Consider the following 24464-nt stretch of genomic DNA (forward strand, 5'->3'; position numbering starts at 1 on the left):
CGCACTGTGGTCATTTTAATAATAGACAGGAAACATGGATGAGAAAGTTACTAGCGGTAAGTTTAGGTTTAGTAATGTTATCCCTATCGGCAAACGCATGGGCGAATAACATTCTTAGTATGAAACAGCGAAGCGAGCTGATTGACAAGATCACCGTTGAACGCTTCAATTCTGTGCTGCCCCAAATTATGGAGCGTGAAGGCATCGACATGTGGGTGTTAATGTCCCGGGAATACAATGAAGATCCCGTTTTAAAAACCATGTTACCTTCTACTTGGATTTCCGCACGACGTCATACCATGTTAGTCATTTATAACCCCGGCAATGGTCAACCGCTAGAACGTTTGGCCGTTGCAAGATATGCGGTAGGGTCACTATTTAAAAAAGCGTGGGATAAGGAAGCACAACCCGACCAGTGGAAGGCATTGAAGCACGTTATCGAAGCCCGGAATCCCGCTAAAATTGCCATTAATACGTCTGATTCATTTGCGCTCGCTGATGGCATGACCTCTACCGAACACGATAAATTTATGGCCGTACTTCCTGAAGCGCTGAAAAGCCGCGTTGTAAGTGGCGAAAGACTCTCAATCGGTTGGCTGGAAACGCGCAGTGACCTTGAAATGCAATATTATCCGGTACTTACTCAAATTGGTCATTCACTGATAGCAACGGCATTTTCAAATGAAGTTATAACCCCTAACGTGACAACTACAGACGATGTGGTGTGGTGGCTGCGTGATCAAACGCGCGCTTTAGGGCTGACCAACTGGTTTCATCCTACTGTCTCAATTCAACGTAAAGACAGTGAAGTCTTCGACCAAATTACCGCGTTTAGCAAGCGTCCTGGTGAAAACATCATTCGGCCGGGCGATCTCATTCATGTCGATTTCGGCATTACTTACCTTCGACTTAATACTGATCAACAGCAGCATGCTTACGTGTTAAAGCCTGGTGAAAAAGACGCGCCAGCTTCACTTAAGGAAGCACTTAAATCTGGAAACCAGTTGCAGGACATTCTGACCGGTAATTTTAAAGTAGGCAGAACAGGTAACACTATTTTGAGTATGTCGCGACAGCAGGCTATCGAACAAGGCATTACGCCCGCTATTTACACCCACCCGCTTGGTTTTCATGGGCACGCGGCAGGTCCAACGATAGGAATGTGGGATGCACAGGAAGGAGTACCAGTTCAAGGTGACTATCCAGTGTTTGCACAGACGGCTTATTCGATAGAACTCAATGCAGCAAGCTTTATTAAAGAGTGGAACAAAGAAATTAGAATTATGCTGGAAGAAGATGCATTTTTTGACGGTCAGTCAGTAACCTATTTAGATGGCAGGCAAACTGAGTTTCATTTGATTCATTCAGATGAAAACCAATAACTATAGGTGGAGCGTTGCGCCTATTTTAAGGCCTAAACGAAATGAAAAAACTGAACGGTGCGGCTAAAGGTTGGTCGATGCGAGAAGACTTACGTAGAATTAAATCAAGCGAAGCGTAAAGTGTCAGGCCTTTCGCCCTTTCAAGCGAAAGGCCATGAAACTGTACTAAATATTAGCAGTAGGTTGCTATCCTAAAACGCAGTCTTATTCAGCAGCAGTGCGAACAACTACGTTCTCTGCGCTGTATTCACGCACAAAGTCAGACATTTCTTTGTGGTTACAAATAATGTTCTCACCTTCCAAACCAAACTTCGCTAATGCCGCTTCTTTACCTACTGAAAGTGCTTCTAAGCAAGCTTGTGACGCAACATCTTGGTTTTTAGCAACAAGTGCTACAGTTTTCGCGTTTTCAGTCGCCTTGTTGTTTTTGTACATGTAAGCAAAAGTGCGAAGTGATTCGCCGTTGCAACGTACAGATGCACTGAACTCTTCTGCGTTAAAACCTTTTGAACGGATAAGACGCAATGCTGGACCAAAACCATCTTCAGCAGCAGTTAAACATGCTTGTGTTTCGATGTTGTCGTTAATTGGCTTTAGTACGACATCTTTTGCGAAAGATTGAGTGGCAGCAACAGATAATGTTAGAGCAATAGCGAAAGTAGACAGTTTCATTTTTGAATTCCTATTTTGTAACTAAATTAGATATCACCTAAGTGATGAATACATTATGAACAATACTTTCAAAAAATAAAGCATTTTTCGTAATTTAATTACATAAACAGCAAAATAAACAGACAGATCACGACAAAACTGAAAGTTATTTACAAAAACAAACATATTTTATATAAAATTTTACATATGAGTCTTTTTAGTTACAGAATGACTTCAGAAGGAATATAAAAAAGCGCGCATGAAATTGCTTTCAGCGCGCTTCGTTTTGTCAATAATAAGAAATCAAGTTGAGTAGCAGAGTAATCTTAAAAGTGTAAACCTATAAAATGAGGTCATGCATCCAATTTAGTGAAGGCAACTGCTGCTCTGGTTGGTAAAAGAGTCGATTTAGTCTACCCAATAAATTAACGGAACGACTGGGATCGTGTGCTTTAACCCTGTGCTCGCTTTCAGTAAGCATGAACTCCCATGGCTGAAGATTGAGTTCGTCTACTTCTTCCTGCCTAACTCCCAGTGATTGCAATGTTGACAAAATTCGCTCCGTTTTACTTTCGGCAATAGGAATAATTTCATTGCCGTATAAATCATCGAGCGGCGCATTGATAGCTTCTAACGTGTGATTTATTGCTGCCCACACTTCATCGTGGTCAAACGCCCAGCCTCGCGGAGCATAGTACCCCTCTATTTCCCACTCAAACTCTGCGTTGCTTACAGCAATAGAGCTTTCTGCTTCAGGAGAATAAGCTAGATCGGGTTTAGCGCCAATGTTGTAGGCGTCTACACTCATGGCGACGCAAATGATCAAATCACCACAATGTTGCTTGTTTGTGTAAAGAGCTTCAAATGCTGCCCGCTTAACCCCCATCCAACCGTGTACTCTTGAGGGTTGTTCAACAAAGTGTCTTACATCATCGGGTAAGTCTTCGCCATAGGCATTGATGAGCAAAGGAAGCGGATTTTGATCTGGCGCTTCATCTGGCATCCACACTTCGTATTCTTGTCGGTTGTCAGCTTTTCCGCGACTTTTAATTCCGAACGACAAATTCACAGGGCGGCAAATACTTCTATCTTCATCCACTTTGTGAAAATACTCAGAACGCATACGTTTAATAAATGGCGCGTCTAGCCCAGCCAACGCTGCCGTTGGGTAGCGATAGCCTATTTCACTATGCTCAACCATATGTAACGTGGGAATAGCCTGTGTCAGCTTATTCTTCAAACCCGACAACGCATGAACTTTAGGCAGTACAATGCTTCTCTCTGGCTCTATGGTAAGCCGACTTCCATCTTCGGTTACGAACTTTGGCGTTTTATGAAATTCATACCCCTTAAACCCCAAGGTATCTACAGCGGCGTTTCGATATTGAGAAAGCTCATTGAAAAGCGCTGTATGATTGCGAATATGCTTAAATAACGGTCTTGATGCGGTCATCTTCTCTCCATTTACGCTACTTCTATTAGAGCTAATTACACTTAGCGTTCTATGCGGCCAAATAATTACTTACCGTCTCATCTTTCTGACTGTTCTCACACAATACATCTATATGTGAAATTTACGCTCAACTGTGTGTAACGTATCTGTAACCCTCTTTTTGAGCTGTTTACCTTTAATCTCGCTTAGTTTTGATTTAAAAAGCGGTGCCAAATTTGTGCGCCAGCATCATCGTACCGTTTTACTAGATTACGATAGCGCTCACGCATTGCTACATCTGCAAGTGGCGATGGCAATAAGGGGTCAAACACCAAGTGGTATAACGCCCTGTCTCCTATCACATAAGATTCTTTGGTTGCTTCTTCAAGGGGTAAAGACGTTAATCGAGCAAGAGATTCCTCTATTTCGATGCATCCGTCTTTATAAAGTGCCCCTAGGTTTAGGTGGCTCCATAATCCCATCGCCCTGCTGTGTGATTTAGTGTCAAAGTCGCTGGCACTAAACACGAGCGCCTTTCTCGATAGACCAAGTGTGTAAAGTTTGTCTCTTACTTCGCCTGCTCCGCCTGAGAAATTGTTCGGTCTGAGGTAAACGTCGTTTGTCAGCTTTCTCATCCCCAAAAGCTTCAGCGCTCGTTCATTATTTCTGAGCTGCTTTTTATCACTTTTAGGAAGCGTGCTGGTTTGAGCGACAACCCAATCGTTTTGCCAGGGTACAAGCCCATCCTCATCCTCTCGCCACTGATGAATTTCCTTTGCAAAACGAATGCCTTTGTCGCCCAGCTTGTAAAAACCGCGTTCAACCAAGGTAATAAGCTGTGCAGACTGTAAACGCGTGAGCGTTACCCGAATGTTATTTTCAGAAATACCAAATAGCGCCCCTACGCGAACAGCTGCGCTGGCATTCATTTGAATATTGTCACGGGAGCCCAATAGCTTTAGCAGTAGCTTTCTTGCATTGGGCTTTTTCTGTTTTTCTAATTGCAAACTCTATTTACTTCTTTGTCTCAGATAGGACGTAATTTTAATTAAAATATAAGTTGGCTTAAGGCCAAACATATACGCATTCATCATTATATAAACACGCGCCGCGCACAAACATTACATGAAATACCAATTTACAACCATTAATGTAATGTTTTAAGGTAGTACTTGGAGATAGTGCTTTAACGTAGCCCTTTAAAGTAAAAGCCCAGTTCAAAGGTACACCTTGTATATTCACCAAGTGGAAATGCCATGACTTCATCAAATCGATTTGTTACGCACGTTGTAGAAAACCAACCCACCATTTCCACGCCCTACAATTTGTGGCGTGATGACACCTTACTGCGCGTATTAGTCGATCAGCATTTGCCATCATCCCACCAGCATGACGAAGGGTTATTAGGCCAGTATGGTCAAATCGCGGGGGATGCACTTATGGCTCACGGAGAGCTTGCTAATAAGAATAAGCCAACTCTCCACACATTCGATCGCTATGGCCGCCGCATTGACGATGTTGAGTTTCATCCCAGCTATCACGCGCTTATGGAAAGTGCGATGCAGCACAATGTACACAACTATTCGTGGAAGCATGAAGGCATTGAAGGCGCACACACCTTCAGGGCAGCGCTAATGTATATGCATTATCAGGCTGAGTCTGGCACGTCTTGCCCGCTGACTATGACCCACGCAGCTATTCCGGCCATGCGGTATGGAAAGCAGCTGCCACCCGTATACCTAGAGAAAACCATTAATGGTGTTTATGATCCTCGTTCCCTGCCAGCTAGTCAGAAACATGGACTGACTATTGGTATGGGGATGACTGAGAAACAAGGCGGGTCGGATGTTAGGCGTAATACCACTACAGCGGTGAAACAGGCTGATGGAAGTTACCATATCGTAGGGCATAAATTCTTTTTCTCAGCCCCCATGTGCGACGCTCATCTTATACTTGCGCAAGCGAAAGGCGGACTAAGCTGTTTTTTACTACCAAGGTTGTTGGAAAATGGTGCACTCAATAACGTGCGAATTCAGCGTTTGAAAGACAAGCTGGGTGACTGGAGCAATGCATCGTCTGAAGTTGAATTTCAGGAAGCCACGGCATATTTGATTGGCGAAGAAGGCCGTGGTGTGCCGGTGATCATAGATATGGTGTCGCTTACGCGGTTAGACTGTATGATTGGCTCATCAGCACTTATGCGACAATCACTGATTCACGCCTTACACCACGTAAGTCATCGCGACGCATTCGGCAAGACCTTAGTCAATCAGCCTTTAATGCAAAATGTGTTGGCAGACCTCACCATTGAATGTGCGGCTGCTACTGCACTCACTATGCGCGTTGCCAAAGCGGTTGATAGTGCATCGAGCAATAATCATGAAGCTGCACTGGCAAGGCTGGCCACCGCCATTGGAAAATACTGGGTTTGTAAACGCACGCCTATGTTTGTTAACGAAGCTCAAGAGTGTTTAGGCGGTATTGGTTACGTTGAAGAGAACCCCATGCCACGATACTATCGCCAAGCGCCTCTGAACTCTATTTGGGAAGGAAGCGGAAACGTACAATGTTTAGATGTACTGCGCGCACTCGCCAAAGAGCCCAATGTTAAAGAGGCTTTGTTTAGTGAGCTTAAAACACAAGCAGGCAAAAACAAGCACTATGATATTCATCTTAGTAAGCTATTTGACGAGCTATCAAACACGCAGAATATGGAAACGCGCAGCCGATATTTAACAGAACAAATGGCGCTAGCGCTACAAGCATGTTCACTTCTTGCTACGTCACTTAATAACGACAACGCCCTTATCGACATCGCCCACACCTTCTGTGAATCAAGGCTTGGCAATGCATGTGGTTTTGCCTTAGGTACATTGCCCGACACCACACCGTTTGAAAAAATTATTGCCTTTGGGCAGGTATCTGTTGAGTAGATGTGCCGCGCTTGATCTTTCAGTTTCTCAGTGAGACATCTGTTCAGTAATGTAACTCGCAAAGTAAAGTAATGCGCAAAAAGCCGACTCTCGACTCATCAGGAACCTCTTTGAACTGATAAACAGATCGCTACTAAGAAAAAAAGCTCTAATCTGTACACAAGATTGAGCTAAATTTCATTTCTAAACCTAAATATTTAGGCCCAAAAGCCGCTAGCCCTCTTTCAGTTTTAAACTCTTTTGGGGCAGGTAAAACGACAATAGCCACATTGCTACCTATCGTTAAATGTGGGTTTGTAACAGGCTCATTTATGTCTAAGTCTAAACAACAAATTAAATCTGGAATGGTGACATCTACCTCACCATTTAAATAGCTTACAAGGTTTTCGTTTTTTACCGCCACCTTGTATCTGTTGTCTTTAAATTCGCCAGTACCATTAACTAAAAACTCACCTATGGTAAACCCGCCCTTGGTGCTAAAGGAAAAGTCGGAAACTTTTCCTTTAAATCTAACTACACCATGACCATGCTTGGCGATCTCTTCAGCTAGATCTAGCTCATCTTCTTTGGCTTTTCTAAAGGCTTTACCTATTACTAATGCCTTGCTTATTGTCCCTTTGATGACCGCATGTTTTACTTCGCTGATAGTTAAGGCATGGTCGATAGCCGCAATGTCGTTTCTGCTAACCATAGAAAGTGCACGGACAATATGCTCTGCTCGTTCATCGTTTTTAATATTTTCACAGATAAAGCACTCGCCAAATTCGTTGGCGGTGATAATGGGGGAAGCATTTAAATCGTTAAAATAGTACGTTGAATGAGTAATTTCTGGAACTGCTCGACCAGCTGGATCTGCGTCAATAATATAACCGTCATGCATAGCTGCGAGATAGAAGGATATGGCGGTGTTTGAACCGCCTAGTTCACAGCAAATAGTGCCAAAATACTTATCACCCGTGTATGACTGCAAACGTTTAAAAGCCGTATCAATTGCAGGCTCTTTATTTTTAGGTAGGCCTTGATAGCGTTCCTCTTCCTCTACACTCATGGGAGAAAGTGCCCCCAGCATGTAGGGTGTGCATACTTTTGCGTTAAGAGGCGCATCATCAATACTCACCATTTTAAATGTCTTGCCTGCTGCAATAGCTCGGTCAATATAGTCAAAACCTTCTTCTAACTCTCCCCCCCCGCCAGTGCCTAAAATCGCACATCCATACAAAATATCTTCAATATCTTCGCGAGTTAACTCCCTTACTTGCATTGTGTTTCCTGTTCGTCTTTTTAAAAAAATGCTTAAGACAAATAATAAAAAGTTGCCTCAATAAAAGTGTTGTTAAAAAGGCTCTTTAAAAGAATAAAATTTTGATTGTGATAGCCTTTTATGTACGATTAATTTTAATGTAGCCATAGAAGTTATTTGTTAGCGCTTTTGCTTGAAAGCTTGATAAGTAAAAAATAGATAAGGCCAGAGACTAATACAGAATCGCATACTTCAATTGTCGTGATAGTGAATACTTGATAATTAACCAGCAGCGATGTAATGAGCCCTGAAAGCCAGGCTAACATTGCTTTGATATTCACTTTACCCTTAGCATTTATGTCGCTGGCTTGGTAAGTTTTTAGGTTGCGTAAAATAAAAAAGTCGACTACGTAAATGGCGACAACGGGCGTAAACACTATGGATAAGCTAAACAGAAAGTCAGTGAAATTATCAAGCAAGTTGAAAGAGGCAACGACAGTTCCTAGTATACCCAAAACAATAATAAGTTTGTCTTTTCTCAAATTAGTTCTGATTGCATTTGCACCCAACGCAGCACTGTATAAGTTAATCACATTGGTAATGAAACTGGCGCTTATAAGCAGAAAAAAAGCAGCAGAGCCTAGACCGAGTGTTATCATGATCGCTAATATGTCGTTACTTGCTACGGCGGTACCGATAAAACCTGATACGCTATACACAAAACTGCTGATACCAAGAAATGGCAGAAAAGAAGCCGTTATGGCGTCCTTTGAACTACGAGCAAATCTCGAAAAGTCTGGCATTAACACTACACTGACAATAAAGCTGCCAACTACTATAGAAACTGACTCTCCAAAACGTAAGCCAGTGAAGTCTGTCGCTACTGTGCTTCCTGATAAAGTATATGTCATGCCTTGATACAGCAAGTATAATAGTACCAGTATCATGATAGGAACTAGGAATAAGGAGGCTTTTTCAATTAAGGTAAACCCTAAAATGGTTGATGAAGTAATAACTAAGCCAATCACTAATTCAATTGACCAAAGCGGAGGGGAGTAATTAAACAGTTGACAAGCTAACTGTTGGAGAGAAGTGCTAAATAAATCTAGATTTACTCCATACCAGCCAAGTAAAGAGAATATAAACAATAAACTGATGAAGTTAGCACCATGCTCACCAAACACATATTTTAAAGTAACACATGATGTATAGCGGTTTTTTCTCCTACAATACCAGCCAATGCCCCCATCAAAGATAATATCAAGCCACCAATAAGAAACGCATAAAAGCTTAGAGTAAAACCAAGAGCATTGCCGACTTCGACCCCCGTAATTAGCCCTGGTACTGAGAATGCTAAGCTACCGTTAATTAGCCCGATACTCAATCCACCCACTGTTGCAGACTCTGGTACTTTACAGGTTGTATAGTCTTCAAATGAGTTTTTCGAGTGTTCTTTTGAATCAGCCATGTTTGCTCTTTTAAAAGGGCTCCGTTAGGAGCCTAGTAGTTTAAATACCTAACGTCTTAGAAACTGAACTTAGCTTCAACTCCTACCATTCTTGGCCTATTAGGCTGTCTAGCAAATTCTGTAACACCGTCACCGAAAAAGAAAATATCTTCAATAGCTCGTTCATCGGTTAGATTTTTAGCAAACAACTGTACTGTCCACCGCTCAGAAATTAGCGAAAAATTTGCATTAACAAAAGCGTATGTGGATGATTCTAAATCAGGAGACTCGATATCAAAATACTTAGGGCCTTCTACAATCACTTCTCCACGTGAATTCAGTGACCAATTTTTTGTTAATTCGATATTATGATTTAGCGTAAACGCATAATTATAGGCAGACACCCAAACTTGAGGCTTACCTTCTAACTCAGGCCGATCAGAAAACTTCTCAATGTCTGAATCTATAACGCCTGCGCTAAATTGCATATCTAAGTTATCAGTTAACGCTAGTGACATTTCCAATTCAATACCTTGAGTCATTACTTCATCGATTGCTAAATTCTCTAATGTGAAGGTATCGACATTAAACTGGGTAATTTGTGCATTTGATTGCTTGATGGCAAACAATGCACCGTTTAATTTTAACTTCTCGTCTAACCAAGATGATTTACCCCCTAGTTCGTAGCTATCAGATGTTTCTTTATCAAAAGCTCTGTCAATACCTTCTGCAGGTTCGTTAAAACCACCACTTCTGAAACCTTTTGAGTAACCGGTGTAAATAAGAAAGTTATTTTGTACCTGGTAGGCTATAGTAATTTTAGGCTGCCACTGAGAAAAGTCTTTTTCAGCGAATGTGTCTGCTTCAAAATTAGGGTCGAATGATTTCCTAGTATCGTGGTCGAAACGTAGCGCCGCCGTCAGTTCTAAATTGCTGGTAAAGTCATAGCTTACATGACCTGCAACCGCCCAAGCTTCACTACTATTTTTGTCTGCAATAGTCAGATAAATTAAATCTTCAGTAAAGTCATTTCCGTTTAATGGAAAATCCCCAATTAAATCATCATAAAAGTTAATCGTGTTGTTTCGTTTTTTATCTTGATAAAAAGTAGAGAAAGCCCAGCGTATCTGCTGATCATTAAATGAAGTCAATCTTGCCTCGAGTGTTATAGATTCAACGTCAAAAAAGCCTTCTGTGCCAAATGGTGCTCGTAAAACAAGGCCGTCGCCATCTTCTTCATATGTCGGATCAGCAGAATAATCGCCATCGTAAAAATGTTCATTTTCTGACTCACTATAAGCTGCAATAACTTTAATAGTGGCAACATCAAATTCATGGCCTAAACTAGCGCTAAGCTCTAAAACATCACGCTGATCATTATTACGGATGTTTTGCGATGTCTTTACACTAAAGTCTTCAAAAGAGTCTTCAGTAACGCCCTGATAATAGGCGAAGCCACCATCGCTATTTGAAACTTTAGCGTTGAGGTCAATCGTTGTATCTTCAAAAACTACAAAATGTAACTTACCAAAAGCACCTGACTCATCAATGTAGTCAGCTTCTTCACCAAGGAAAGTATTATCAATTAAACCATCTGTTGATTTACTATAACCACCGGCGCGAAAGTAGGCAGTATCTTCATCGTTCAATGAACCTGAAAAAACACCATTTAATTCATAAGTATTACCTTCAGCCACAGTTCCTTTAATACTGCCTTCCAACTCTTCATATGGTTTTTTAGTTGTAACAATGATAGCGCCACCAACAGCACCACGCCCATACAGCGCCCCCTGTGCGCCACGCATAACCTCTATACGTTCAATATCAACTAGACCTTGGTTTATAAATTCAAGATCAGAAGCGGTTATACCATCAACAACAAAGGTAAGTGGCGGGTCGCCCACTTGCGGAGTGATTAAACCGCGGATTGTTATGCGTGCTAGGCCTGGTCTAAAGTTGTCTAATGCGCTTAAATTTGGCGTTAAGTTCGCGACATCACGAAAAGATTTTATTCGAGCATTTTCTATATCTTCACTACCAAAAACAGTTACGGAATCTGGAACCGACTGAATTGTTTCAACACGACCACGCGCAGAGACTACAATTTTTTCAACATCATCCGTATCAGTAGCATTAGCTTCGTTTGACTGCACTGACATAGAGAATGGCAAGGCTACCGCGGTTGCTAGTAAACCTGCTATTGAGTTTTTATTCATTATAATCTCCGCTGTAACTCTTTTGGGTTGCTGTTTCTGAATGCTATTTTTTGATTGCCCTTTATTGTGTGTGAAATGTTCGAAATAATATTTTGTAATCGGTTATCTAGCGGGTGATTATTTTTTGAATTGTCACAGAAGGCGACAATTTATATAGCTTAGTGGGAAATAATGTTCGAGAATACTGACAGAGAGATTAATTTACTTAAGCTGTTCAATGAAAAAATCGTTAAAAATAGATAGTTACAATAAGAAAATCTTGGCAACGTTACACCTCGAGGCTGACCTGACAAATGTTGAATTAGCTGAAAAAGTAAATTTGTCGCCAAGTGCTTGCTTCCAAAGAGTAAAATCTCTGAAAGAAGCTGGCTACTTTCGCACTTTTCATGCAGATGTTAATTTGGAGCAAATTTGTGAACATGTGTTGGCATATATAGAGTTCATACTAGAAGATAATAGTGCACCTAGTTGCAGGAGGTTTATTTCGGCTGTTGATGAAATACCTGAAATTATGGACTGTATGAAGCTAACTGGCGATGTTGATTATATCTCTCTATGTTGTTTTCCTGATATTAGCGCTTTAAACAAAGTTTGCGATCATTTATCTGATGATGAAACACTTGGCATTAAGCGAATTCAAACAAGGATCGTACTTGAACGCAGTAAATTCTTCTTGGGCTACCCTCTTGAAAGCTTGAAATGGTACGAGGAACATAATCAAGAAGAATAACTTAATAATTAAATTTCCGCTTTTGGTACAAAAATTAGCAAAACAGTAAGTTAAGCAACCTAAAAAGGGTTAACCGAATACCCTTTTTGTGCCAGGCGCGCGTGGGCTGTCATGGCTGACAAATCCATTTTCACTCCGTCTATCAACGCATTTTTTTCAACGCCATGGGCAGCGGCAGACTGCCCACACACTATTACGTCTACACCTTTCTCCATCAACGCTACAAGTAGCGTTTCGTTTCCATTAGGTAAGCCCTTACGCTCTTTAAAGTTTGCAGTTTTAAGCACTTCTTCTGTGGCAGAGCCGTGAACGACAAGCGCAAGCGAAAGATTTTCCTGCTTAACGCCGTTGGCTACGTGCATATTGATAAACCGTGCCAGCGACTCAAACTTGCGGTTTACCTCACCAGGGCTTGCCGCTTTGGCTACGTCAAACGCAATCTTGAATGTCTGATTTTCAGGAAAGCTTACGCCCTCAACATCAGCATGCTTGCCGAAAGTGTCAAACACAGGGCCATAATCAAAATCTGATTTAGCTGAAACTTGCCCGGCTACTAAGAGTGCTGCTGCAAACCCCAGTGACGCGCTGCCAATCCTTTTTGTGATGCTCATTGCTAATTCCTCGAACTTTAACGCGCAGGTAGCGCTGTTTTATACACTTCAAATGTCATGTCGCTAACATCACTACCCGCATCTTGTATTTTGCTATTGGTATAGTAAAGCGCATTGTTGTAGATACTAAAGGTATCAGCCCAATTCACCACATCACCTTTCACAAGGGTGCGAAGGTCTAGACTTGGCGTAAGGTACTGTACTTCTTGCTTTTCCAGGTCAGCTAAATAAACATTACCTTGATGAAAAATCATGCCATCTGGTGCGCCTGTCGTCGCTACTTTTCGCACTTTTTCTGCCAACACGTCGTTTGACGATTTCTCGATGTCAGATGTGTTGATGGCATACAGCGAATAACCAGACAATGCGTGAAAATATAGTGTGTCGTTTAACGAATCTAGCGCGATCCCGTCAGACTGAACAGGCATAGTAAAGGGTTTGCCCTGAATACTTAACGCATCGACTTCAGCTTTAGTGGTTTTATGGTTATCTAAAATACGATAGCTGGTATTGTCATCAAGGTTATATACCACTAAACCCGCGTGAGCCGAGTCGGTCATATATATGCGATTCGTTTTTTCGTCTACTCGCAAGTCATTAACGTACGAATCAGGATGGTAAGCATCTTCGCTAAGTATCAAGGTTCCTTCTATCTCGTTTGAGGCTAAGTCAACGACAAACAAGCGAGGTGCATCCACTACACCTTTAAACTTAGGATTTCGGGTGTCCAATACATACAGCTTATCCTTGTGCGCAACCACTGACTGCACCGCTAAAAAGCAGTCTTTTCTTACTTCGCTTTGTGCCACACATTCATTTGTTTGGCTATTAGGGTAAGCGACAAATTCTCCAGTGTCGGTAACCTGAGCTACGGAAAAGCGAACGCCGTCACGCCAGTTAGGCGCATTCACAAATACGCGACCATCATTACTTACCGTAACACCGGTAATTTGCGTGCCCTTTATGTCGCCCACTAATTCAACATTCGCGTCTGGTGAATGTTGCGCGATTGCATTTACAGAAAAAAGTGCGGCGACACTGGTGGCAAGTACCCCTTGTTTTATACGCTTTGTATTCATATCCCTTTACCTTTAATTAGTGGCTTCGCTTGTCAGCACACACCACAAAGCGATGCGCATTAACAAAACTGAATGGAATAAAGCATACGGTCTTATTGTGAATGTGGAACACCTTTTAGTGGCTTATCTATGCAGGCTGACGAAAATCAAGCGGTGAAACTTGCTTTACCACTTATGAGATCCAAAACACGCTATGCTCTCGTTTAAGTTAAGAGCTAACAAACTTTACTGAAAATTATGCACAGCAGTATGATGAAAAAACGTGAAACTGGTTTAACGCAAAAGGCAAAGCATTTGAAAACATTGCTACTTTTAACAGCATGCATGGTCGTGCTTGCCGCATGCAGTAGCAGTAAGCCTCAGGTAAATATGGATGAAACACAAAACTTTGCCGATATTAAAACGTTCTATATTCAGCCTCCTCTAAACCCAATCAACGCAACGCTGGCCAATCATCTTTCCTCGGCCATTACCCAGCGCCTCATTGAGAAAGGCCTCACCCCATCTTCAAAGGAGGACGCCGATATCGCGGTGGGATACCTACCTTCCACCACCACTAAAGAGGATGGCACCACCTTGAATCTAGGGCTGGGCACCGGAAGTTACGGTCGCTCTGGCGGCATTTCATTGGGCAGCATTTTTAGCATTCCGGTTGGAGAGCAAACCACGCTTCAACAAGGGCTTCAAATTGACATTGTTAAAGACGGTACATTTGTTTACAGCGCGTCGGGAGCGATAGAGCTGGAGTCGAAAGACAGTATCAGCATTCAAAATAAACTTGATGAACTCGTCATCAAGCTCCTTGAGCAATATCCGTCTAACAGATAGCTCACACCTGTGTCAGCAATAAGAACCGACTTCTTCGCTAGGGACTCGCAAGAGCCCCTACTCCATAAAAACTCTTCATAACGATGAACTTGGCGCTGATTTTGCGTATGAATGCCTATATTAGGTCCCCCACTTTTATGCCCCACGCTATGAAGTGAGCTACACAGAGTCAGAAATGGATACCACATACAGCCACTTGTCATCTTCACCTTCACTATTCAATTACTTGGGCGACACAGCAAATGCCCAAAGCGCACTTCAAGATGTTGTAGAAAAATCCAAGCAGGCTAATGCTCTCGGTGATGCGTTCAGTGCGTTTAATGGTGAACTACAGGGCAATCAAATTGACACATATCTTAAAAAAATAGAAAGCGGCGAGGCCTCACTCAACGGCAACACAATTGCAAACTACCTCGATTTTAATCGGCAAAAGCTTGCCTCGAGATTAAGTGATTTAGCGGCAAAACTTGGTATTTCAGACGATACAAAGCTAACGATGAGTAAAGGCGAGCTGGTGATTGAAAGCAGTCAGGGCGAGCAAGAGCTTGGTAAAACCACGTTGCGCCTACAACAGTACCTAGAAAAGGACACCAACCTTACGTCACTTATTCAACAAACATCTCGTCTGTCTCAGTTCAAAGAATGGGGAGATGCCACGTCATTTGCATCAACACTACAAGAGAAAGGCACTGACGAAGCGACTATCCAGTCATTTTTAAAAGAAGCCCGAACGTCAGTGACGTCTGACAATACGCTGATATTCAATAAAAACGGGTTCGGCTTTTCTTCCGATGGTAAAACTGATGCGCTAATTGATGCATTTGATAAGCAGTAAGGGCAATCTTACAAAGTGAATAAGTCACTATTCATTACCTCCCTCTTACACGAGAGCAGATAAGTACGGAATATCACAAATTAAGAATCACTTTTTCTGTGCGAAATTAGAGGAAGTCGACACGAAATAACGCTATGCTTGGCTGCATGATGAAGTGCAGATTGACATAATGGCAGCGCAACAGCCGCTTACCGTTCAGCAAAACCTTACCATTAGGTTATTGCGCGTATTACGATACAACAAAGCACGTATTGAGCGTGCACTTACGCTCATGCCTGAAAAGCACAGGCCGCTTTTTCATGTGCTTCCCTTTCTTGTACATGTTAACCACGAAGCCCTTCCAGGATATGTGGCCCCACTCACTTCGGGTGAAACCGTTCCATTTGGTATCAACAATTACTCGTTTAGACCTGATGTAGAACAAGCTTTGCAGCGCTGTTTTCCTGCACAGAGTCACTTGTTTTCAGACATTAAGCAAATTTGGCCAAGACAGCGGGCGGTTGATGCACTGGTTTTAATGGGTAGCGTGGGGACTATTGCTCAGGCTGACGACTCAGACTTTGATTTTTGGGTGTGTATTGACGGTAAACGTTTTTCGACGACTGAGCTGACTTTACTTCAACAAAAGCTAACAGCCATTGAAAAATGGGTGGATAACACCTTTGGTATTGAAGTGCATTTCTTTTTATCTGAGATAGATAAAGTTAAGCAAAACGATTTTGGCGTCGCTGAAGGTGAAAGCGCGGGCTCGGCGCAAGCCCTGTTTCTAAAAGCTGAGTTTTACAACACCAATATAGTAGTAGCAGGCAAAGCGCCGTTTTGGTGGCTTACTCCAGAGAAAACAACAAAGAAGCAGTATCAGGCTATTTACAATAGTTTGGAAAAAGGCGGCTCACCAGACGTAGACTGGTTCATGGACTTGGGTCACCTAGAGCGACTAGACGCAAGCGAACTTTTTGGCGCCGCCATCTGGCAATTAGGCAAAGCCATGGACTCGCCATTCAAATCCGTATTAAAAATGGCAAAGCTTGAAGTATACCTTGCCAATATCTCTCACGGACAACCTCTGTGCAACCTTTTGAAAAAGCATGTACACCGCGGTGCTGAAGCTCCAGGGCATGTTGCAGATATCGACCCCTACGCACTCATGTTTGACGAACTCATCGCTCACTACAAAGCCAATGGTCAGGCGGAAGATATTGCTGTATTGCAGCAGTGTTTATATTTGAAATGTGGGTGTACATTGAGCCACCCGCTTGTAGAAGGTGAGCAAGCGAATTTCAAACGTAAAATTATGGCCTCGTATGCAAAACAGTGGGGGTGGAGCCGCAAACTACTTGCCCACTTGGATAACCAACAAGATTGGACATTCAATGAACGTGTACAGCTGAGCCGTCGAATTCACCGCTTTTTATTAAAGTGTTATCGCCGCATCTCCAAAGAGATTAGTCACCATCAACAGGTGATGGATCAAAAAGACATGACCGTTCTGGGTCGCCGATTAAGTACCTATTACGCTAAAAAGCCGGATAAAATTGAGTTTTTGCGACGCGCTTTTGACGAAAGCCTTTACTGTGAAAAGATTACCATTGCTATGCGTCAGCTCAAAAATGGTGATGAAGTATGGTCAGCTTATGCTGGTGATTTACTGAGTAAATCGGGCATTATCGACGATTCGCAAAAAGTTACTCAAGCGGCTAGCGCCATTGCACTGATGGTCTGGCTTGTGTCGAGCAAAATAATAGATACAAACAGTAAGGTTTATCTCGATTACAATTACGGTGAAGTGAGCGAACTAGACTTGAACGATTTGCTTAAGCATTTGTGCAAGTATTTTCCTCCAGTCAAAGTGTCGTCACTACCGCGTAATGACTTGCTGGCGCCAGAACGCATAACCGCATGTTTTGCCATTGTGAACTTCCCCACCCTACGCCAAAAAGCCACGGTAGAGAATGTATCCATTCTTTATACGACGTCTTGGGGTGAAACCTTTTTGAGACACGGCAGCGACGTGCTGGATACGCTGTGGTACGACTTACAAGAAGTAACCCCAAAGCCGCCGTGCTATGTAATGGTGCCACGTGGAAATCAACAAGCACGAATACTCGGCGAGTTCTTAGAAGCTAACGAGCTTAATTTCACCGTTTTATACTGATACGTCCAACGTAACGCTTTCAAAGAAGCGCCAAGCGTAGTACTTCATCTCACACTATCTCTCCGTTTAAAAAATATGCAGAAAAAGCTTGCGCTTTAGAATTACAAGTGTAATCTAAAAACATGGACTACAAATGTAATCAAAATAACAGACGTCGTAATTATGAGTAAAATGTCAGACAAACCCGAAATTTCAAACGCTGAATTTGAAGTACTGGACGTACTGTGGGACGACCATCCTGCCACGTCGAACGAGGTTATTGCGCGACTTAATGACAAAAAAGACTGGCACCAAAAAACCGTCAAAACCTTGTTAGGCCGCTTGGTAAAAAAGAAGTGTTAGGGTTTGAAAAGCAGCAGCGCCAGTATCTTTATTATCCACTGATTGCTAAAGAAGACTATACAAAGAAAGAAACTACAAGTTTTGTTAGCCGACTGTTTAAAGGCAAGATCGCCCCTATGGTCGCCGGTTTTGCAAATCAAAACTCGTTATCTAAACAAGATGTGGACGAGCTCAAAGCCCTTATCAAGAAATGGGAAGAAAACAATGATTGATTGGATTATTGCTCAGCAGGGTATTTTGTCGCTAGCGCTTGTTTTACTCATAGTGTGCGAACACTTTTTCACTAATAAAATTGGGGCTTCGCTTACCTATAAGCTATGGGCGCTGATACCAGCTTGCCTCATAGTCAACAACCTTCCAATGTCGCTGGTTAACATTCCATCGAATAGCTTTGCTCGCTATGTGGTTGGCGTTAAGCCCACATTAGACACCGTTGAGTTCGAAACCTGGTTTACTGTATGGGCAATTGGCGTAAGCGCAATTACAGCCTATGTCTTAGCGCATCATCTTAAAATATGGGCTTCGATAGGAAAGCGCCACGCTATCCACACCAATGCCTACTATTCCAGCAAAGCTACCACACCTATGCTATTTGGTTTTATCTTGCCAAAGGTGCTTATTCCCTTCTCATTTAAAAGTGCATTTTCGATTCAACAACAAGCACTGGTATTAGAGCACGAGAATGTGCATCGCAAACATTACGATCACCTGTGGAACGCGTTAGCGCTGGTTATCGCTATTGTATTTTGGTTCAACCCACTAGTTTGGCTTGCGCTAAAACCCTTCAGAATTAATCAAGAACTGGCTTGTGATCACGCAGTACTGAAAGACAAGACAGACAACGAAAAACTTACCTATGCAAAAGCACTCGTGCAGTGTGCCGAGCATGGTTCAGACGCCCTGCACTTTACACGCGGGCTTTACCCAACCTTTGGAGAAAAAAGGACTATGATCAAACGTTTAAACGCGATAAAGCAACCTATGCGTAACAATAAGGTACTGGCTGCAGGCGTACTTTCAATTGCCGCCATGCTCACCATCAACACGGCTTTAGCCAATGCGCCAGTAGCAGAGACCAAATCTGAAGCTAAGATTAACCAGGCATCGCCGGTTAAACGCGTTCCACCAAGCTATCCAGAAAAAGCAGCACAGCAAAATGTTGAAGGTTTCGTTGCACTCTCCTTCGATATTACTGAAACGGGCGCTACAGATAATGTAAAAGTAGTAAAATCAGTGCCTGCTGGCGTGTTTGATAAAAGCGCAAAAGTTGCCCTGAAACAATGGGAATACAAGCCTCGTATTCAAGGTGGCAAAGGCGTGAGGCAGACCGGCCTTCTGGTGCAGCTAGACTATCAACTCGGAGCCTCTCTTGATACGGCGAGTGTTGAAAAGAATGCTTCCCCTGATGTAGAGCGTATAATCGTTCCACCCAAACAGAGCAAGTAAGCCCCAAAATTATCAGAGTACTAAAAGGAGCGTATCGCTCCTTTTAGTGTTTTGTCTAATTGACTTAGTTCCTGCCTGCTGCACACTACCACTCGATCACCCAAGTCTCTTATAAAATGTAAAGTGCCTTTACAATTTCTATAGAGAATTTACGACCTCACTACGTTAGAATGTGAGCATTCACACACCTGAAAACTTCTAATTTATGGAAGGTTCAAATAGTCGATAGCGCAATTGCTACGGTTATTTTCAATCATGTTACTCCAGATAGGCTTTCGCTGCTGGTGTACAAAAAGGAAATCTATAATGAATCGTATCGTTTTAGCACCTACAGTGCTTGCCCTTACTTTTTTACTACTTGTGCTAATGCCAATATTGATCAGCTTAAAGGTCTGTTAGGCGGTAAGAAAGCGGAATCGACAGTAACTTCCAGTAGCCTAACTGAAATGGCAACCAGCGCAGCATCTAATATCGACTTGGCTAGCTTAGTGAGTTCAGTTGCAGGTAACCTTAACGTGTCTGAAAACCAATCAGAAGGTGGCATAGCGTCAATTATGAACTATGTACAAGGCAACCTTTCAGGCGCTGATTACGCCCAGTTGGCAAGCAGCATTCCAGGTATTGATAGCCTGCTTGAAGATGTTCCCTCTCTTAGTGGTAACTCAGCAGCAAGCTCAAGTTCTTCACTATCAGGCTTACTCAACAAGGCCTCTGAGTACAGCTCTACACTTAAATCGGTAAACGACTTAAAGCAACAATTTGAAGCGCTAGGCCTTTCAACCGATATGATTGCCAGCTTTGTCACTCAAATCAGCTCGTATTTAAATGTAAATGCAGATGAAGAAACACAGGCGTTGTTTAAATCTGGCCTAGGTAATTTGCTAACCGCTCTGTAACCTGTCTAAGGCGTATTAATTCTCTTCTACAATCCAAATTAATACGCTTTAACTTTTTTGCAGGGGCTTTTAGCTTGGTGAAATAGCAACTCCTGTTTATCTTTTTACATTCAAATACACAGCCTAATCGCCTATGCAAAATGCAATGTCTCGGTTTTCTACGAAGCCCAAATGGTTTCGACTATCCACTTATCTTGTTCTCATCTACCTTACTTACGCGCTTCTTATCGGCGTAGTTACGCCTGCGGTGTTAAAGGCAAAGTTACCCAACATAGTAAAAGAAAACATTGGAAGAGATGCTGCTGTTGAAGATATTGCAATCAACCCTTTCTTGCTAAAGATAGAAGTGACTAATTTTGTTATCTATCCAAATATACACTCTTCAAATGAAAGCGAAGATAACGTCGTAATCCAGAACCAAGAAAATCATTTTTTTAGCGTAGGCAATGTTTCGCTGGACGTTGGATTCTGGCAATCACTTTTCACCTTCACTCCTGCCGTTGAATCGCTAACCATAGACGAACCTTTTGTTTCAATTGCACGTTTAAGCGAAAGTGAAGACACACAAATCTTCAACTTCTCTGACATTCTCACCCACATAGAAAAGCGCAATACGAATGTCCCCACCGAGCCTGAAGATGCTAGCGAAGGACAAATTCCCCGAATTACGTTACGTGACTTTGCGCTTAACGAAGGGCGAGTGGTTATTGAAGACAAGGTGACCAACACCCTGCTTGATTACCCAGAACTGAGCGTTGACTTGCAAGATTTGGATACTCACGCTTTGATCAGTTCAAGTGGTGTTGGCAACAAAGACGCTAACCCTAAAAGCGATAAAAGTGAGAGTGCTCAATCAAAAGGTAAGTTAGCGTTCAACCAATATCAATTTAACTTGCTCACCGCAGAGAAAGGTAACATCGCCATTGATGGCGAGTTTCAGCTATCTCCGTTAAAAGTTACGACAGACATAGCGATAAACGATGTAGCGCTTACGCCGCTTTGGTCACTTTCGAAAGATTTGATAGAAGCAGATTTAGTAGACGGCAAGGTTAACTTAAGCTTACATGCTGAAGTTTTTGAACAAGATACAGCCTTCCAGTTTATTCTAGAGCGTGGCGAATTTGCTGTTAACAACCTTGTGTTTAACGCTGGTTCTTCGCCTGCCACAACAGGCACCGCCAAGAGTTCGCAAGAGATCATTGTCATACCCGCGTTTGCCATACACGATATAAACGTAAACGCATTAGAACAGCAAGTTAGTATTGCTGAAGTTGCTTTTGACAACGTTCGAGTGTCGGGCCTATTTGACAAGTCAGGGCTTGATTTACAGCGTCTGTTTACCCCAAAAAGCTCAGCAGCAGATGCTACATCAGCTAACGCTAACCCCAGCGCAGCGCAAGAAGGAAATAGCGCAGCGCATACAAGTAATAGCACAGCGCAAAAGGGAAATAGTGAAACAGAAGATGAGGATGTTTCCAACGTAGCAACCGACAGCACAAATGAACTAGCACATGAGACCTCGTGGTATGTTGAGCTTCACCAATTTGCATTTAATGACGGTAGCATTGATCTTTTAGAGCGTAGCGTAAGTGACGGGACCTACTACCGCATCAGCAACCTCAATATTAAAAGCGGAAAAGTCACTACTGACTTCTCTAAACCTATTTCCTACACCACCAGTTTACATGTCTCTGCCGACCCACAGACGTTTAGCGACACATCCAAAGGTGCACTAAGCAGTAGCGGCAGCGTAGTTATTTCAGAACAAACTGTGCAGGGTAAAGCAGCGATTGAGCAACTGGTGCTAAGTCAGTTCCAGCAGTACGTTTCTCCCCACGCAAATGTGACCCTTGAAGATGGGCTATTTAATTTAAACGTTGAGTTTGATGGGGCATTTATGAACGCCGCTGATAAAGAAAATATCGACTCACTAAACGTTAAGGCGAGCACTAGTATTAATAATTTAAGCGTACTGGATGACGCCAGCTCTCCCCTACTACAGTGGCAGTCCTTAAATGTAGACAACATCGAATTTGACCACGCATCGAACCAGCTAAGCGTAGACAACATTCACCTACAAGCGCCATTTGCACGACTTATTATTGATGAAGCTAAACAGACCAATGTGAGTAAGCTGATTGTCGCTTCATCAGACAAGTCCGCTAACAGTGAAAGTGCCAGCGAAACTGGCAGCGCAACCACGTTGAAAGCATCAAACGCAAACGTGCCTGCGGTCACTAGAGCTGAGCCTTCACAAGCCAACGAATTGGCCATTGCCGTTAACACCATATCAATAGAAAACGGCAAAGCGTATTTTGCTGACCATTCACTAACGCCCAAATTTGCGTCTGCTATAGAAAGTTTAAATGGCAAAGTATTGGGAATTGACTCTCGCTCAACTTCCCCTGCCAATGTGGATATCACCGGAAAGATAGACAACTATGCTCCGGTCAAACTAGCAGGCACTATTCACCCATTAAAAGATGATATAGACCTTGATTTAGATTTTTCAGTCAAAGGCGCCGAACTGACTTCAGTTAACCCCTACTCAGGCACCTACATGGGCTACTACATTGACAAAGGCTTGCTGTCATTGGCTGTGCAATACAAACTAAACGGTAAGGCACTGGAAGGTAAAAATCATGTTGTTATTGACCAATTAACGTTGGGCAAGAAGTCGAACTCTGATCAGGCATTAAGCCTACCGCTTGGCCTTGCTATTGCGTTATTAGAAGACAGAAACGGCGTTATCGATTTGGGTTTGGATGTGTCTGGCGATATCGATAGTCCGGACTTCAGTTTCGGCTCCATTATCCTCAATGCTATTGGCAATATTATTACCAAAGCTGTTATTGCACCCTTTTCGCTACTTGCGAACCTGGTTGGCAGTGACGACGAACTCGACAACGTTGAGTTTGGGTTTGGAGAGCATTCGCTAAATGCGGACGCTCAAGAAAAACTGAATACCCTTGCCAAAGCCCTTAAAAAACGTCCAGGGCTTAGGGTTAATATCGAAGGTACAGTCAACGCCATGTCTGATGCAAGTGCCCTAGCGCAACGTCAGTTGAACACTACACTTTTAACAAGAAGCGGCTATGCTGATGCATCTGCTACTTCCGGCAACGCTAGTACTAACGAAAAATCTCTTGCTGGCGGTGAAAATGAAAGTTCCAACACCCTTGGTAGCGTACAGCGCGACTCAATAAGTGGCAGTAGTATCCCACTGGAAGGCCCGTTAGCCGATGCGCTTTTATCCTACTATGTTGAGGTGTTTACACCTGACCTTAATCAAGAATATGACAACATGGTGGCGCAGCTTTACCCTGAACTCGCAAATTCAGACAATGAACAGAGCCAAAAGAGTGCTGATAACAATAAGGAAGTCATTAACGAAGAAAGTGTAAACCGAGCATTAAGCATTGCCCGATACAACAAACTACGTAACAACATTGATATCCCTGAAAGTGACTTAATCCTTCTGGCTGACGCGCGCAGTAAAGCGGTGAAAGGTTATTTGGCAAATGAAGCTGAAGTTGAAGCGAATCGCCTATTTTTGCTAAATACTCAGCACGACTTACATACCGAATTTAGCGGTGTGGAGTTAACGTTAGAGGCGAAATAATGAATAGTGCAATATTTTTCTTTTTCTTAGTGATTTCTTCAAATTTGGATATTGAATACAAAAGCTGGCAAATACAAGAAACAGGGGCAAACGTTACTATCCATGCACTGATGGATGTAGACTGTCCCTATTGTTCGAGACAAAGAGTAGTGTTGAATAAATTAGCCATGAATAAAGAGGTTAATTGGGTGCTGTGGTTTATTCCAAGTTCAGATAAAGAAGAGAATACACATAAACTGATGGCTAACCTTTACTGTATTGGTGAATTATATGGTACAGAACACTATTTCAAACTGAGTGAAAAGCTGCTCTCAACACCAAATCATTTGCTTGAAAACTCGAACTATACACATACTCTCTTGTTCTCTTCACCGCCAATAGAGCGATTAGAAGTTGAGGCATGTTTATCAAAAAAGCATGCAGATAAATATTTCAAACGTGCGCAGCATTTAGTTGAAACTTTTAAATTGAAAGGAACACCTGGCTTGCTTATACAGCCCTCAAATGATGCCTCGAGCTTCATGCTTCAGGGGTATACTAATTACAAAACGCTTCTAGAAAAAATAAAAAAAGCCTCTAATTAAAGAGGCTTCTTACTTAGGTAATCTATTCATTAACT

General features: G+C 42.5%; 19 protein-coding genes and 1 pseudogene. 11 read left to right on the top strand and 9 right to left on the bottom strand.

Features of this window, described 5'->3' with window-relative positions; all coding sequences use genetic code 11:
• Nucleotides 1–38 precede the first annotated feature (38 nt).
• Nucleotides 39–1382, top strand: a complete 1344-nt coding sequence (locus KUL49_RS06765) for a M24 family metallopeptidase (RefSeq protein ID WP_131136798.1) — start codon at nt 39–41, stop codon at nt 1380–1382.
• A 204-nt stretch (nt 1383–1586) separates the two neighbouring features.
• Here KUL49_RS06765 and KUL49_RS06770 read toward each other — a convergent pair whose 3' ends face one another.
• The 3 genes from KUL49_RS06770 to KUL49_RS06780 form a co-directional block, all read right to left on the bottom strand.
• Nucleotides 1587–2054, bottom strand: a complete 468-nt coding sequence (locus tag KUL49_RS06770; RefSeq protein WP_131136799.1) for a DUF3718 domain-containing protein — start codon at nt 2052–2054, stop codon at nt 1587–1589.
• Nucleotides 2055–2373: 319 nt separating this feature from the next.
• Nucleotides 2374–3486: a hypothetical protein gene (locus KUL49_RS06775; protein ID WP_131136800.1), complete on the bottom strand. Its 1113-nt coding sequence runs from the start codon at nt 3484–3486 to the stop codon at nt 2374–2376.
• Nucleotides 3487–3671: 185 nt separating this feature from the next.
• The gene (locus KUL49_RS06780) at nt 3672–4472 is read right to left on the bottom strand and encodes a PaaX family transcriptional regulator (RefSeq protein WP_131136801.1); all 801 of its coding nucleotides are present in this window, start codon (nt 4470–4472) and stop codon (nt 3672–3674) included.
• A gap of 249 nt (nt 4473–4721) precedes the next feature.
• On the opposite strand from KUL49_RS06780, the gene KUL49_RS06785 reads away from it, so the two are divergent.
• Entirely contained in the window at nt 4722–6398 is a 1677-nt protein-coding gene (locus tag KUL49_RS06785; RefSeq protein WP_131136802.1) for an acyl-CoA dehydrogenase family protein, read from the top strand.
• Nucleotides 6399–6546: 148 nt separating this feature from the next.
• On the opposite strand, the gene KUL49_RS06790 is transcribed toward KUL49_RS06785, so the two are convergent.
• The 4 genes from KUL49_RS06790 to KUL49_RS06800 all read right to left on the bottom strand — a co-directional run bounded on the left by KUL49_RS06790 (nt 6547) and on the right by KUL49_RS06800 (nt 11301).
• The gene (locus KUL49_RS06790; protein ID WP_131136803.1) at nt 6547–7659 is read right to left on the bottom strand and encodes a DUF917 domain-containing protein; all 1113 of its coding nucleotides are present in this window, start codon (nt 7657–7659) and stop codon (nt 6547–6549) included.
• Nucleotides 7660–7811: 152 nt separating this feature from the next.
• On the bottom strand, nt 7812–8822 hold the full coding sequence (locus KUL49_RS06795) for a cytosine permease (RefSeq protein ID WP_242633748.1): 1011 nt from the start codon (nt 8820–8822) through the stop codon (nt 7812–7814).
• 5 nt (nt 8823–8827) lie between these two features.
• Entirely contained in the window at nt 8828–9106 is a 279-nt protein-coding gene (locus KUL49_RS21105; protein WP_242633749.1) for a hypothetical protein, read from the bottom strand.
• 56 nt (nt 9107–9162) lie between these two features.
• Nucleotides 9163–11301, bottom strand: coding sequence for a TonB-dependent receptor (locus KUL49_RS06800; protein ID WP_242633750.1), 2139 nt, complete (start codon nt 11299–11301; stop codon nt 9163–9165).
• A 217-nt stretch (nt 11302–11518) separates the two neighbouring features.
• On the opposite strand from KUL49_RS06800, the gene KUL49_RS06805 reads away from it, so the two are divergent.
• Nucleotides 11519–12031: an Lrp/AsnC family transcriptional regulator gene (locus KUL49_RS06805; protein ID WP_131136804.1), complete on the top strand. Its 513-nt coding sequence runs from the start codon at nt 11519–11521 to the stop codon at nt 12029–12031.
• A 59-nt stretch (nt 12032–12090) separates the two neighbouring features.
• Here KUL49_RS06805 and KUL49_RS06810 read toward each other — a convergent pair whose 3' ends face one another.
• Together KUL49_RS06810 and KUL49_RS06815 are read right to left on the bottom strand one after the other, a co-directional pair.
• Entirely contained in the window at nt 12091–12642 is a 552-nt protein-coding gene (locus tag KUL49_RS06810) for a DsrE family protein (RefSeq protein WP_131136805.1), read from the bottom strand.
• Between the two features lie 17 nt (nt 12643–12659).
• Complete coding sequence (locus KUL49_RS06815; RefSeq protein WP_131136806.1) at nt 12660–13721, bottom strand: L-dopachrome tautomerase-related protein; 1062 nt, start codon at nt 13719–13721, stop codon at nt 12660–12662.
• A gap of 252 nt (nt 13722–13973) precedes the next feature.
• Here KUL49_RS06815 and KUL49_RS06820 point away from each other — a divergent pair, with 252 nt between their 5' ends.
• The 8 genes and pseudogenes from KUL49_RS06820 to KUL49_RS06855 all read left to right on the top strand — a co-directional run bounded on the left by KUL49_RS06820 (nt 13974) and on the right by KUL49_RS06855 (nt 24429).
• Nucleotides 13974–14549 carry a DUF4136 domain-containing protein gene (locus KUL49_RS06820; protein ID WP_131136864.1) on the top strand — a complete coding sequence of 192 codons (576 nt, stop codon included), beginning with the start codon at nt 13974–13976 and terminating at the stop codon, nt 14547–14549.
• A gap of 175 nt (nt 14550–14724) precedes the next feature.
• The gene (locus KUL49_RS06825; protein ID WP_131136807.1) at nt 14725–15384 is read left to right on the top strand and encodes a hypothetical protein; all 660 of its coding nucleotides are present in this window, start codon (nt 14725–14727) and stop codon (nt 15382–15384) included.
• Between the two features lie 169 nt (nt 15385–15553).
• Nucleotides 15554–17539 carry a class I adenylate cyclase gene (locus tag KUL49_RS06830; protein ID WP_131136808.1) on the top strand — a complete coding sequence of 662 codons (1986 nt, stop codon included), beginning with the start codon at nt 15554–15556 and terminating at the stop codon, nt 17537–17539.
• 171 nt (nt 17540–17710) lie between these two features.
• Nucleotides 17711–18093: pseudogene (locus KUL49_RS06835) on the top strand (BlaI/MecI/CopY family transcriptional regulator).
• Nucleotides 18086–19327 carry a TonB family protein gene (locus KUL49_RS06840; protein WP_131136809.1) on the top strand — a complete coding sequence of 414 codons (1242 nt, stop codon included), beginning with the start codon at nt 18086–18088 and terminating at the stop codon, nt 19325–19327. Before KUL49_RS06835 ends, KUL49_RS06840 begins: the two are co-directional and overlap by 8 nt.
• Nucleotides 19328–19611: 284 nt before the next feature.
• Nucleotides 19612–20223: a DUF2780 domain-containing protein gene (locus tag KUL49_RS06845; protein ID WP_242633752.1), complete on the top strand. Its 612-nt coding sequence runs from the start codon at nt 19612–19614 to the stop codon at nt 20221–20223.
• A 145-nt stretch (nt 20224–20368) separates the two neighbouring features.
• Complete coding sequence (locus KUL49_RS06850; protein WP_242633753.1) at nt 20369–23845, top strand: DUF748 domain-containing protein; 3477 nt, start codon at nt 20369–20371, stop codon at nt 23843–23845.
• A complete protein-coding gene (locus KUL49_RS06855; protein ID WP_131136811.1) occupies nt 23845–24429 on the top strand; it encodes a thioredoxin domain-containing protein in 585 nt (194 codons plus the stop codon). The genes KUL49_RS06850 and KUL49_RS06855 overlap by 1 nt, the downstream gene beginning before the upstream one ends.
• Nucleotides 24430–24464: the final 35 nt, after the last annotated feature.

Origin of the sequence: Alteromonas sp. KUL17 (assembly GCF_006538305.1) — a bacterium.
Taxonomy (GTDB): domain Bacteria; phylum Pseudomonadota; class Gammaproteobacteria; order Enterobacterales; family Alteromonadaceae; genus Alteromonas; species Alteromonas macleodii.